The 13,422-nt window shown below is 32.7% G+C and carries 11 protein-coding genes and 2 pseudogenes; 11 read left to right on the top strand and 2 right to left on the bottom strand.

Features of this window, described 5'->3' with window-relative positions:
- Window positions 1-70 precede the first annotated feature (70 nt).
- The 5 genes from serC to EG814_RS04640 all read left to right on the top strand — a co-directional run bounded on the left by serC (window position 71) and on the right by EG814_RS04640 (window position 3,919).
- Window positions 71-1,141 carry a 3-phosphoserine/phosphohydroxythreonine transaminase gene (serC, locus tag EG814_RS04660; RefSeq protein WP_125719421.1) on the top strand — a complete coding sequence of 357 codons (1,071 nt, stop codon included), beginning with the start codon at window positions 71-73 and terminating at the stop codon, window positions 1,139-1,141.
- A gap of 145 nt (window positions 1,142-1,286) precedes the next feature.
- On the top strand, window positions 1,287-2,237 hold the full coding sequence (locus tag EG814_RS04655) for a D-2-hydroxyacid dehydrogenase (RefSeq protein ID WP_125719419.1): 951 nt from the start codon (window positions 1,287-1,289) through the stop codon (window positions 2,235-2,237).
- A 102-nt stretch (window positions 2,238-2,339) separates the two neighbouring features.
- The gene (locus EG814_RS04650; protein ID WP_125719417.1) at window positions 2,340-2,903 is read left to right on the top strand and encodes a DUF937 domain-containing protein; all 564 of its coding nucleotides are present in this window, start codon (window positions 2,340-2,342) and stop codon (window positions 2,901-2,903) included.
- A 244-nt stretch (window positions 2,904-3,147) separates the two neighbouring features.
- Window positions 3,148-3,585 carry a DUF6146 family protein gene (locus EG814_RS04645; protein ID WP_125719415.1) on the top strand — a complete coding sequence of 146 codons (438 nt, stop codon included), beginning with the start codon at window positions 3,148-3,150 and terminating at the stop codon, window positions 3,583-3,585.
- Between the two features lie 31 nt (window positions 3,586-3,616).
- Window positions 3,617-3,919, top strand: a complete 303-nt coding sequence (locus EG814_RS04640) for a DUF6787 family protein (RefSeq protein WP_125719413.1) — start codon at window positions 3,617-3,619, stop codon at window positions 3,917-3,919.
- A gap of 82 nt (window positions 3,920-4,001) precedes the next feature.
- On the opposite strand, the gene EG814_RS04635 is transcribed toward EG814_RS04640, so the two are convergent.
- A complete protein-coding gene (locus EG814_RS04635; RefSeq protein WP_125719411.1) occupies window positions 4,002-4,307 on the bottom strand; it encodes a hypothetical protein in 306 nt (101 codons plus the stop codon).
- A gap of 252 nt (window positions 4,308-4,559) precedes the next feature.
- Here EG814_RS04635 and EG814_RS21310 point away from each other — a divergent pair.
- The 5 genes and pseudogenes from EG814_RS21310 to EG814_RS04615 form a co-directional block, all read left to right on the top strand.
- Window positions 4,560-4,772: pseudogene (locus EG814_RS21310) on the top strand (ATP-binding cassette domain-containing protein); the annotation flags it as partial.
- A 216-nt stretch (window positions 4,773-4,988) separates the two neighbouring features.
- Window positions 4,989-5,438: pseudogene (locus EG814_RS21305) on the top strand (ABC transporter ATP-binding protein); the annotation flags it as partial.
- Window positions 5,438-7,138, top strand: a complete 1,701-nt coding sequence (locus tag EG814_RS04625) for an LIC_10190 family membrane protein (RefSeq protein WP_125719407.1) — start codon at window positions 5,438-5,440, stop codon at window positions 7,136-7,138. The pseudogene EG814_RS21305 and the gene EG814_RS04625, both read left to right, overlap by 1 nt.
- Window positions 7,131-7,895, top strand: a complete 765-nt coding sequence (locus tag EG814_RS04620; protein WP_125719405.1) for a TIGR02757 family protein — start codon at window positions 7,131-7,133, stop codon at window positions 7,893-7,895. The genes EG814_RS04625 and EG814_RS04620 overlap by 8 nt, the downstream gene beginning before the upstream one ends.
- Window positions 7,896-8,282: 387 nt before the next feature.
- The gene (locus tag EG814_RS04615) at window positions 8,283-9,629 is read left to right on the top strand and encodes a DEAD/DEAH box helicase (protein WP_125719402.1); all 1,347 of its coding nucleotides are present in this window, start codon (window positions 8,283-8,285) and stop codon (window positions 9,627-9,629) included.
- 144 nt (window positions 9,630-9,773) lie between these two features.
- Here EG814_RS04615 and EG814_RS04610 read toward each other — a convergent pair whose 3' ends face one another.
- Complete coding sequence (locus EG814_RS04610) at window positions 9,774-10,886, bottom strand: lactonase family protein (RefSeq protein ID WP_125719401.1); 1,113 nt, start codon at window positions 10,884-10,886, stop codon at window positions 9,774-9,776.
- Between the two features lie 497 nt (window positions 10,887-11,383).
- On the opposite strand from EG814_RS04610, the gene EG814_RS04605 reads away from it, so the two are divergent.
- Window positions 11,384-13,312, top strand: a complete 1,929-nt coding sequence (locus EG814_RS04605; protein WP_125719399.1) for a vWA domain-containing protein — start codon at window positions 11,384-11,386, stop codon at window positions 13,310-13,312.
- The last annotated feature ends 110 nt before the right edge of the window (window positions 13,313-13,422 follow it).

Below are 13,422 nucleotides of genomic sequence, written 5' to 3'. Positions count from 1 at the left end.
ATTTTAACGCTTTTTCGGCTCTTATTGACGAAATTTGCGTCTTTAAAATTTTCGACTATTAACAACAACCATGAAAAAACACAACTACAGCGCAGGACCAAGTATTTTACCTCAGGAAGTTTTTGAGAAGGCATCAAAAGCAATTTTAAATTTTAATGATTCAGGGTTATCTATCCTTGAAATCTCGCACCGAAGCAAAGATTTCGTTGCTGTTATGGAGGAAGCTCGATCCCTTGCTTTAGAATTATTAGGACTTCAGGGAAAAGGTTATCAGGCTTTATTTTTACAGGGTGGTGCCAGCACAGCATTCTTAATGGCGCCATATAACTTAATGAAAGAAAACGGAAAAGCTGCTTATTTAGATTCAGGAACGTGGGCAACTGCGGCGATCAAAGAAGCAAAACTTTTCGGTGAAACTGTTGTCGTAGCTTCTTCAAAAGAAGACAATTATACTTATGTTCCAAAAGGATACGAAATTCCAGCTGATGCTGATTATTTCCACTGCACTAGCAACAATACAATCTTTGGAACTCAAATGAAAGAATTCCCATCAACTAATGTTCCAGTTGTATGCGATATGAGTTCTGATATTTTTTCACGTGAATTAGATTTTTCTAAATTCGATATTATCTATGCCGGAGCTCAAAAAAATATGGGACCTGCAGGAACTACATTAGTAGTGGTAAAAGAAGAAATCTTAGGCAAAAACGGAAGAACAATTCCTAGTATGCTAGATTACAGCAAACACATTAAAGCAGAAAGTATGTACAATACGCCATCTGTATTTGCTGTTTATGTTTCTCTTTTAACTTTACAATGGATTAAAGAAAAAGGTGGAATCGCTGCTGTTGAAAAATTAAACAACGCTAAAGCAGAATTGCTTTACGGTGAAATTGACAGAAACCCATTATTTAAAGGTGCTGCAAAAGTTGAAGACCGTTCTAACATGAACGTAACTTTCTTATTGACAAATCCTGACCATACAGAAACTTTTGATGGTTTATGGAAAGCGGCAGGAATTTCTGGATTGCCAGGACACCGTTCTGTTGGTGGTTACAGAGCTTCTATCTACAACGCAATGCCAATTGAAAGCGTTCAGGTTTTAGTTGATGTAATGAAAGCGCTTGAAAGTAAAGTTTAATCTTTTTTTCGGTTAATCGTTAATTTGTTTAACTGTTTAATCGTTAAAAATATTTCCTTTAGAAAAATATCAAAAAAGAAAAATCAAATAGCTGGTTTATCGATTAAACAAATAAACGATTCACCAAATAAACAATAAACACACAATGAAAGTATTAGCAAATGACGGAATTTCTAAAAGTGGAATTCTAGCCTTAGAAAAAGGCGGTTTTGAAGTTATCACTACAAAAGTAGCTCAAGAACAAGTAGCTAACTATATAAATGAAAACAACATTGACGTAATTTTAGTTCGTAGTGCGACTAAAGTTCGTAAAGATATTATCGATGCTTGTCCAGGCATCAAAATCATCGGACGTGGTGGTGTTGGTATGGATAATATCGATGTGGATTATGCAAAAGGCAAAGGAATTCACGTAATTAATACTCCTGCTTCATCTTCAGAATCTGTTGCAGAATTGGTATTTGGACACTTATTTTCTGGTGTGCGTTTTTTACATGATTCTAACAGAAATATGCCTCTTGAAGGAGATTCAAACTTTGACGGTTTGAAAAAAGCGTATGCAAACGGAACTGAATTAAGAGGAAAAACTTTAGGTATTGTTGGTATTGGTCGTATCGGACAAGCTACTGCAAAAATGGCTCTTGGTTTAGGAATGAAAGTTATCGCTGCTGATAGCTTTATTCCAGAAGTTGATATTAAAGTTGAATTCTTCGACGGACAGTCAATTACAACAAAAATCGTTTCTCAATCTTTAGAATCTTTATTTAAAGAATCAGATTTCATCACATTACACGTTCCTGCTCAAAATGGTTACATCATTGGAGAAAAAGAACTTGAAATTATGAAAGATGGTGTTGGTATCGTAAACTGCGCTCGTGGTGGAGTTATCGACGAAGTAGCTTTAGTAAAAGCTTTAGATTCAGGAAAAGTAGCTTTCGCAGGTTTAGACGTTTTTGAAAGCGAACCAAAACCAGAAATGGCAATATTAATGCACTCTAAAATTTCGTTGACTCCTCATATTGGCGCTGCAACTGGGGAAGCACAAGACAGAATTGGTACAGAATTGGCCTCTCAAATTATTACTTTGTTAAGCTAATTAACTATAATTAAACCACTTAAAAGGGATTTATTAACACAGTTTAATAAATCCCTTTCTTTTTTTGTTTAAATTTGATTTCTAATCTAAATCCTTACTATCATGTTTGAACAATTAACCCAATTAGTACAACAATATGGTGGCGATGCAGTGGTAAACAATACCGCTGTTCCAAATGAACACAACGAAGCCGTTATTAGCGAAACTAGCAATTCGATCTTCGAAGGATTAAAAAAAATTGTTTCTGAAGGAGGAACCGATCAAATCGCCGGATTGTTTAACGGAGATTCCAAATTAGATAGTTCCAATCCCGTAGTACAGCAAATTCAACAGCAATTAAGCGGAAGTTTAGGAGAAAAATTTGGTCTTAGCAGTGCAGATTCAAGTGGAGTTGCTTCCAATTTGATTCCGCAGATTTTGGGTTCTTTAGTAAATAAAGCAAAAGATCCAAACGACAGCAGTTTTCAAATTTCAGATATTATAAATTCCATTTCAGGAAATAGCGGACAAGCTTCTGGAATAATGGACACCATTTCTAAATACGGAATGCAATTTGGACTTGACCAAAACAATGACGGAAAAGTAGACGTTGCAGATGTACTTGTAGTTACCAAAAGCAAAGGAGGAATCGCTGGGTTCATCGGGAAGATATTTGGAGGAAAATAGAGCTACTAAGGTTCTAAGCTTCTGAGTTACTGAGGTGCTACGCTTCTAAGTCTTTAAGATTTTAGGTAAAATATTTAAAGCTGTTTGCAATGCAAACAGCTTTTTCTATATAAAAAACTAAGTTTTCTAAAACTTAGCAGCTTAGAACCTCAGAACCTTAGCACCTCAGTACCTCAGTACCTAAAAATCTTAGATTCATGTTAAACTCTTCCCTCTTCTCATCAAATATTCGTAAATTTAAAACATGAAAAAATGCATTTCCATATTAATTGTTTTATTTACTATTATCGCATGTTCTACAGCTTCTAAGAATATTGCTAGCACTGATAATGCCGCAGGAAATAAAAAAGGAAGTGACACTGTTAGAATCGCAAATGATTCATTAGAATACGAAGTCATTATAATTGACAACGGATTCTCAACTTGGCTTGCTTCTCGAGCCTATCCTAGAAACTATTATTCATTAGCTTATCTTGAAAATAAAAATTATTTGTATGTAACAGAATGGAATAATCGTGTTTTACAGCCACAACGCTATAATCGTAATTTGTATGAAATGTCAATCGATTATCGTCCAGACATTCATTATGGCTATGAAGTAAATTACTTAATTTACAATTACATGATTTATTTTCAAAATACTTACAAACAAAAGCTTTGGGGTTATGTTCCATCAAGATAATATACTATATTTGTAATCATTACAAATAGCAATGAACAGACTAAAAAAACGCTGGGGAATCACCTCCAATTTACAAGCCGTTATTATACTTATCGTTTTTGCCATAACAGGATCGGCATCTGCTTGGCTATCTAAACCTTTCTGCATTTGGCTCGGAATTACGAAAGAAGATTTCGGAGGCTGGTTTACACTTATTCGTCTTATTATTATTTTCCCTATTTATCAGGTTCTACTAGTTGCTATTGGAACTGTTTTTGGGCAATTTAAGTTCTTTTGGAACTTTGAAAAGAAAATGCTTAAAAACATGGGACTTGGATTTTTATTCAAAGACTAATTATACTTTATTAGAAAAAGTTATCATATAAATTAGATTCAAACAAAAAGACAGCTAAAAAAATTAGCTGTCTTTTCTTTATTTATTGTTCTTTAAATTCTTTGGGCTGTCGCGTAAAGAAATAAGTATAAATCCACGTTAAGGTAAAAGACGGAATTACATCTGTAAAAGGAATAATCTCTTCCAGAAAAGTCAATACACTGGCAACCTTTCCTACTCGTCCCTTATACATTTTTGCCATAATTATTGCAGCAATGGGCGCCCAGACCACATCTGAAAATTCACCCAAGAACGGAATCGAGAACGAAATCATACCAATTCCATCCAAAACCAATCCGATTAGTAATTTTGACATTCTGTTATCTTCTACAACTTCTAAATCTTGCATAACACATTCATTTTTAAGTTAATCGAAATTAAAAAAATATTCACGAAACTGCATTATTTCTTTTCGAATTTTAATTTTCATTATTCCCATATCAATTTACGTACCGATTTTAGATTTTAGATTTTAGATTTTTTGGAATTTGGGATTTGGGATTTGGGATTTGGGATTTGGGATTTGAAAAATTGGAATTTAAACCATTGTGATTTGATTTTGACCATAATCTTCGTTTCTTTGTAAAAACAGTTTCGCTACATGATACACGCAAAAAACATACATAAATTCTACGATAAACTTGAAGTTTTAAAAGGAGTTGATTTACATATTAAAAAAGGTGAAATTGTTTCTATCGTTGGTGCTTCGGGTGCTGGAAAAACAACTTTGCTGCAAATTTTAGGAACTTTAGACAAGCCAGACTACAATCCCGATTCGTCTTTAACTATTAATGGCAAAAACGTTCTCGAGTTACAAAACATAAAAAACGAAAGTTCAAACCAAGAAAAAGCATTCAAAATCATTACTTGGTTAGGAGCTCTATATTTCATTTTATTAGTGGTCTTTGTATTATTTTTTAGAAGCAAAATAGAAAATGATATTTTCGGCTACGGGACATGGGCGGTAATACTTCTTCCTACTTTGCTATTATTGTTTTACTACAACCGCTATTTCAAAAAGAAAAGCAAACAAGATAAGGTTTTATCCGATTTTAGAAATTTAAATCTCGGATTCATATTTCAATTTCATCAGCTTTTACCTGAGTTTACAGCTCTAGAAAACGTCTGCATTCCTGCTCACATTGCTGGTAAAAAAACTTCCGAAACAGAAGAAGAAGCAAAAAAACTCCTTACATATCTTGGACTTTCGCATAGAATAAACCATAAACCAAGTGAACTTTCAGGCGGAGAACAGCAACGCGTCGCAGTAGCAAGAGCCCTAATCAATAAACCAGATGTGATTTTTGCCGACGAACCTTCTGGAAATTTGGACACTCATTCGGCCGAAAACTTGCATCAGCTATTTTTTCAGCTTCGAGACGAATTCGGACAAACTTTTGTTATTGTAACACACAACGAAGAATTGGCAAACATGGCTGACAGAAAATTAGTTATGTCTGACGGACAAATCTTGATCTAATGCTCACAATAACAATTAGCTGGATTTATATTTTATTTACAACCTTAAATTTAGGTGTGGGTTTTGATAAAATTATGAATCTCAAAAATAAAAACTTTATAATTGCCTGTATTCTTGGATTGTTTACAACAACTTTAATAGCAAGTGTTTGGGCAATTTTTGGAAGAATAAATTTTGAGTTTCACATTGCCTACGCAGTATTGAATATTCTTTTAATATTTAAATTTCGAAGTTCGATTGTTGACTTATACAAATCTTTTCTTCTTGATCTTAAAAACTTAAGCGGCAATCTAAAAATATTTTTGGCAATCAATGCGGTTTTGATTGTTTCTCAATGCGCCTCAGCTCCTTTCGTGATAGATAATGAATCTTATTACATTCAAACCATAAAATGGCTTAATGAGTATGGTTTTGTAAAAGGAATTGTAAACCTGCATCTCTTTAATGGCCAAACAAGCGGATGGCATATTACCCAAAGCGTTTTTAATTTTTCTTTTATATACAAAAACTTTAATGATTTAAGCGGTTTTTGCCTATTGCTAGGAAACATATTTGCGATTCAGAAACTGAATGATTTTTATAAAAATCGAAGAATAAATGATTTGATTATTGGTTTATTGCCTCTATTTAATGTATTTCTTTTTCAGTTTATAAGCGCTCCATCTCCAGATGTTCCTGTTTATGTTTTCTCTTTTATTTTCTTTTATTATTTTTTAGAAAACTTCAAAAATATTAATTCGGAGATATTTAATCTGCTTTTAACTTTGGTTCTTTTTTTACTTTATATTAAAAACACAACGCTAACATTTGCTATTTTTCCCTTAATATTATTTGTACTTTACTTTAAATCAGTATCAGGAAAACTTTTAAAACCTATCTTATTATCGCTTCTTGTACTATCTCTTTTTTTTATAAAAAACATAATCATTTGCGGAACTCCTCTTTTTCCTTCAAAAATGTTCTTTTATTTAACAACGGATTATGCTGTACCAAATGTCATTCAAAACTTTTATTACGACAATCTTAAATATTACGGTTATTCTGTTTCTCAAAAACAATATAGCGTCATGTCAGAATTTGATTTGTTTTTAAGATGGATAACATTGCCAAAACTTAATGGCGTTTTTAATAAACTGAGCGTTTTATTAATTTTAATCACTCCGCTTTTTATTTATAAATTTAAAAATGAAAAAGCGCTTTGGGCTATTTACATCGGAATGGTTCTACAGTTATTTTTACTTTTGATAACTTCTCCCCAATATCGATTTTCTATCAATTTTATTTTATTTTTCTCTCTGTTTTGTTTTGTTTGTTTCGTCCAAAACAAAAAAATAATCAATTTGCTTTTTTCACTTTCGATAATTTCTATTGCAGTAATTTTATTTTTGCCATTAAATCTGAGTAGTTTAGCAAATAATAAAACAATGAGGAAAATAAGTACTTTTTCTTTCCAAAATAGTATTTTTCCTTACCAAAATTCAAAAAGCAATACAGCATTTGAAACTGTACAATTAGGAAATTTAAAATATAATTCTCCTCAAAAAAAAGATTTTCTTTGGGCAAGTGGAAACGGAGATTTACCTTGTGTTAATAAAGAACAAATTGATAGTTTTAAGGAAAACTTCCATTATATTCCACAAATGCGCACCAATAATCTCAAAGACGGTTTTTACGCAAAAAGAATTACAACAAATGAATAAAGCAGAACTCAAAGAATTTCTAGACGAAAAAGTCATTCAATATAACAATCAGGATTTTATAGAAAGCGATCCTGTTCAGATTCCGCATCTTTTTACTCAAAAAGAAGATATCGAAATCGCCGGTTTTTTAAGCGCTTCAATCGCTTGGGGAAACCGTAAAATGATTATCAAGAATTCGCATAAAATGATGGAATTGATGGGAAATACACCTTACTATTTCGTAATGTCGCATTCTGATGAAGATTTGGCAAGACTCGAAACTTTTGTTCACAGAACTTTCAACGGACATGATTTTGCTGGTTTTATAAAAGGTCTAAAACATATCTACCAAAATCACAACGGTTTAGAAAATGTTTTCGCAAAAAATCAAGAAAAAGACAGTTTGCAGAAAAGCATTAGCGAATTCAAAAAAATCTTTTTCGAAACCGATCATTTAGCGCGAACTCAAAAACACATTTCAGATCCCTTAAATAATTCAGCAGCCAAAAGAATCAACATGTACCTACGCTGGATGGTACGTCAAGATGCAAAAGGAGTCGATTTAGGAATTTGGAAAAGCATTTCAACTTCTGCATTATCTTGTCCACTTGATGTTCATTCTGGAAATGTGGCACGCAAACTCGGAATCCTTTCGCGAAAGCAAAACGATGCAAAAGCATTAGCAGAATTAGACTTAGCACTTCGCAAAATGGATCCTCAAGATCCTGTGAAATACGATTTTGCTTTGTTTGGATTAGGGGTTTTTGAAGGGTTTTAAAGACTCTTTATTACTTCTATCAGCATAACTAACGCCCCTTTTTGTCATCCTGACGAAGGAAGGATCACACTAGAAAATGCGTAAAGTAATAAACAATTATTCGAAGTTTTTTGCGAGAGTTTTTTTTCGCAACGAATTCCTGAATTTTTATCTAACCAATTCGTGAATTCGTGGTGGACAATCTGTAAGTTGTTTTTTAGCCATAAATTACACGAATTTCTTTCTAGTTTAATTTATGGATTAGCATTTAAAAAATCTTTACAAAGTTTTTTTCATGGACTTTAAAACTGAAAACTAAATAGTTACAACAACAAATTATCACATCATTTTAAGAATCACATAATAAAACCATGAATTTAACGTACATTTGCACAAAATTTAAAGCAAATGAGCACTTTCGAAAAATTTAATCTTCCAAAATCATTACAAAAAGCAGTTGACGAATTAGGATTTGTTACGCCTACTCCTATTCAAGAAAAATCTTTTTCTGTAATCATGTCTGGACGTGATATGATGGGAATTGCACAAACTGGAACTGGTAAAACATTTGCTTATTTACTGCCGCTTTTAAAGCTTTACAAATTTACTCATACCAATACACCAAAAATCGTAATCCTAGTTCCAACTCGTGAATTAGTTGTTCAGGTGGTCGAAGAAGTGGAGAAACTGACTACTTATATGTCGGTTAAAACTTTAGGAATTTACGGTGGTGTAAATATTAACACACAGAAAAAAGCTGTTTACGAAGGTGTTGACATTCTTGTTGGTACGCCTGGACGTACTATGGATTTGGCTCTTGACGCTGTAGTTCGTTTTGACGAAACACAAAAACTGGTTATCGATGAGTTTGACGAAATGCTAAATTTAGGTTTCAGACCACAGTTGACTTCGCTTTTTGCGATGATGAAAACCAAACGCCAGAATATTCTATTCTCGGCAACAATGACAGATGAAGTGGATGATTTATTAAATGATTATTTCGATTTTCCAGAAGAAGTAACTCTAGCTCCATCGGGAACTCCACTTGAAAAAATTACGCAGCTTACTTATAACGTTCCGAATTTCAATACCAAAGTAAATCTTTTAAAACATTTGTTAGAAACCGACGAAAGCATGAGCCGTATTTTGGTTTTCGTAAACAACAAAAAGATTTCAGATATGCTTTTCAATCGCATCGATGAACTTTTTGAAGGCCAATTTGGTGTTATTCACTCTAATAAATCTCAAAATTACCGTTTGAGTACAATGGCTGAGTTTCAAGAAGGAAATCTTCGTGGTTTAATTACAACCGACGTTATGGCGAGAGGTTTGGATATTTCAAAAATCACGCACGTCATTAACTTCGAACTTCCAGAAGAACCAGAATTGTACATGCACAGAATTGGTCGTACAGGTCGTGCAGACGCAACGGGAACTGCAATTAGTTTTGTTACTCCAAGAGAAGAAGAATTTAAAATCGAAACTGAACTTTTAATGGATCAAGAGCTTAAAATCGCTGATTTTCCTGAAGAAGTCGAAATCTCAGAAAAACTGATTGAAGCCGAAAAAGACAAATTGCCAAGAAAGTTTTTAATGAAAAAACCAAAGCTTGAAGGTGATGGCGCTTTTCACGAAAAATCTAAAAAGAATCAAAAAGTTAACCTTGGAGGCCCTTCAAAAACCAAAAAGAAAACTCACGGTTCTGTCAACAGAAATATGTTGAAGACCAGAAATGAGAAGAAGAAGAAAAAGTAATTTTTTTGAAGGTACTGAGGTGCTAAGTTTCTAAGGTACTAAGCTTAAAAAAGGGTAAAGATTCAAAGAATCTTTACCCTTTTTTTGTGTTATATAAAAAACTTAGAACCTTAGAAACTTAGCACCTCAGTACCTTCAAAAAAACTATATTTTCGTAAAAACCAAACCTACTGGCGAGCACATCTGTATTCTTCTGCCTGTATCTGTCAGTTTTCCTGTTGCGATATCTCTTTTAAAAATAACTATATCATTAGTATATTGATGACCAACTAAAACGTAATTTCCTGTTGGGTCAATAGCAAAATCACGAGGACCTTTTCCTAATGTACTTTGCTGTTCTACTAACTCCAAAGCTCCTGTTTTTAGAATTTTGTAAACCGAAATACTGTTAGCGTCTACACGATCTGTAAGGTATAAAAAGTTTCCGTCTGGCGAAATTTTGATTGCAGCGGCTCCTGTGCCTCCTTTGAAATCTTTTGGAAGAATACTTGTTTCCGCAACTACTTTTAAATTACCAGTTTTATCATAACTTAAAGTCGTCAAAGTTCCGTCTAGTTCTTGTACTAAATACACAAATTTTCCATCCTTACTGAAAGTCAAATGTCTTGGCCCACTTCCTGGCTTTACATCAACACTCCCTTTCAACGTTAAAATTTCGTTTTTAGCTGTTGGATTGTATTTATAAATAAATATTTTATCTAAACCTAAATCGTTAGAAAGCACAAACTTTTTGTCTGGAGAAAAAACAACCATATGCACGTGCGCTTTTTCCTGACGCGCCGCATTTGGTCCTTTTCCTTCGTGTTGAATTAACTGCTGCACTTCTGAAATGCTTCCATCAGTGTTTTTCTTAAAAACTGCGATGCTTCCACCAGAATAATTGGCAGCAATTACATGCTTATCATCATTTATTAAATGACACGGATCAGCTCCCAGAGCATCATTTTTATTTAAAAGACTCACTTTCCCAGATTGAGCATCGTACGAAAAAGAACTTACCGTACTCTGCGTTCCGTTTTCGTTTACCGCATAAATAAATTTATTATCTGCAGAAACCGAAAGATAACTCGGACTTACAACATTCTCAGAAGAACTTTTTAATTTATACTCGCCTGTAGAAGCATCGAATTCGTATACATAAATACCATTGCTTTGGCAGGTATTGGTGTAAGTTCCCACCAATAAATTAAATTTATTTTGAGCTTTTACCGCGGTTATTGATAAAGCTGAAAATAAGACTAGATATATTTTTTTCATAGTTTGTTTTTTGAATTAGCTAAAATAAGCAATAAAATCGTTTCGAAATCACATCTTCTACACAAGAAATTACAAAAGTTACATTTTTTGTTTTTTCAAACCATATAAGTTCATAGAAGTTATTTAAGTATTCTTAATTCCTAATTCTTAATTCCTAATTCTTAATTCCTAATTCTTAATTCCTAATTCTTAATTCCTAATTCTTAATTCCTAATTCTTAATTCCTAATTCTTAATTCTTAATTCTTAATTCTTAATTCTTAATTCTTAATTCTTAATTCTTAATTCTTAATTCTTAATTCCTAATTCTTAATTCTTAATTCTTAATTCTTAATTCTTAATTCTTAATTCTTAATTCTTAATTCTTAATTCTTAATTCTTAATTCCTAATTCTTAATTCTTAATTCTTAATTTTAATTTTCACTTATAATCTCTTACCCGAACTTATATGGTTTAAATAATTTAATTCGTACTTTTGACAAGTAAATCGAAGCCAGAATGCATTTTAAACATCCCGAAATTCTATACTTTCTGTTTTTATTGATCGTGCCAATTCTGGTTCACTTATTTCAATTAAGGCGATTTAAAACTTCTTATTTCACCAATGTTCGATTCTTAAAAGAACTTGCTGTTCAGACTCGTAAGAGTTCTAAAATCAAAAAACGACTTTTATTAACGACGCGTTTATTATTGCTCACCTGTGCCATTATTGCCTTTGCACAGCCTTTTTTTGAAGCTGCTGACAGTAAAAACGCTTCCAACGAAATGTATATTGTACTGGATAATTCCTTCAGCATGCAGGCAAAAGGCAAAAAAGGTGAATTATTAAAAAGAGCCGTCCAGGAATTATTAGAAAACACTCCAGAAAATACGCAGTTTTCCCTTTTGACCAACACCGAAAATTTTTGGAACACCGATATTAAATCGTCTAAAAGTGCTTTGCAAAACTTAAAATATAGTGCGTCTTCTTTTGACCTTACAGCTATTGCAGCAAAAATAAAAGCGCACAAATCGGCTCATAAAAAAGATATTGTGATTATTACCGATGCTGTTGGATTACAGCAAAAAGATATTGCAAGTATAGATTTTGACGAAAAACCCTATTTCATAGTTCCCAAAGCAGAACAGAAAAATAACATTTCGATTGACAGCGTTTACATCAATCAGACGTTGGAAAACTTTTACGAGATTGGCATAAATTTATCTGCTTATGGCGAAGATTTCAAGCCAGTTTCGACTGCTCTTTACAATCAAAACAAACTAATTGCCAAAACGATTGTCAATTTTGATGCAACGAAAAAGAAAATCAATTTTACGATTCCAAAAGAGGCTTTTCATGGTTATGTTGCTATCGAAGACAATGGGCTGACTTATGATAACAAATTGTTTTTTAGTATTTCTAAAAACAAAAAAACAAACGTTATTAGCATTGGCGAGCCAGAAAAAAGCAATTTCTTATCGAGAATTTATACTTCTGGTGAATTCAATTACAACAATTACTCCATTAGCGCTTTAGACTACAATAGTTTAGAAAAACAAAATACGATTATTTTAAATGAACTAATTGATATTCCACAGGCATTGCAAACGACTTTAAAAGCTTTTGTTTCTAAGGGAGGAAATTTGGTTGTAATTCCGTCTGAGAAAAGTTCGCTTTCAAGTTTAAATGCTTTGTTGGGTCAGTTTGGAAAAATTCAATTCGGAAATTTACAAGCCAATAGCAAACTAATCACTAAAATTAATTTTGATCATCCTTTATTTTCAGAAGTTTTCGAAAATAAAATAACCAATTTCCAGTATCCGAAAGTAAACAGTTCATTTACTGTTTCAAGTCCGTATCCCGCTGTACTTTCATTCGAAGATCAGACTGCATTTGTGACTTCTGTACAAAATCAAGTTTCTGGAATAACAGTTTTTACAGCACCTATAAATAGTGCCAATTCCAATTTTCAGCAATCACCCTTAATTGTTCCTTTATTTTATAAAATTGCCCAAAACAATCAGAAAACTGGTGTAAATGCTTTAACAATAGGAAATAATCAGCCTTATTTTGTGGATGTTTTGCTGACTAAAGATGCTATTTTAGAAGTAAAAGGAACAGAAGATTCGTTTATTCCGATTCAGCAGATTTTAAATAATAAAGTAAAATTAACGTTTAATGATTTTCCTGAAACTGCTGGAAATTACAGCGTTTTTGATAAAAAACAGCAGGTTGAAAATATCAGTTTTAATTACAAAAGAACCGAAAGCGATTTGAGTCAGGTTAACACCAATGTAGTTTCTGATTTTAAAACTGCCGATACCATTTCGACCATTTTCAATACGCTACAAACAGAACGAACTGACAGCCAAATTTGGAAATGGTTTGTTATCTTTGCACTGTTATTTTTAGCATTAGAAATGGCAATTATAAAATTTGTAAAATAGGTTCTAACTTATTTGTTTAGCATGTCATTTCGAGGAACGAGAAATCGCACATGCTGAGAATATTTGGAACGGAATATCGAGTGAGATTTCTCCTTCGTCGAAATGACAAA

Source organism: Flavobacterium ustbae (assembly GCF_003946915.1).
GTDB lineage: Bacteria > Bacteroidota > Bacteroidia > Flavobacteriales > Flavobacteriaceae > Flavobacterium > Flavobacterium ustbae.
This window is presented reverse-complemented; position numbering and strand designations above follow the sequence as displayed.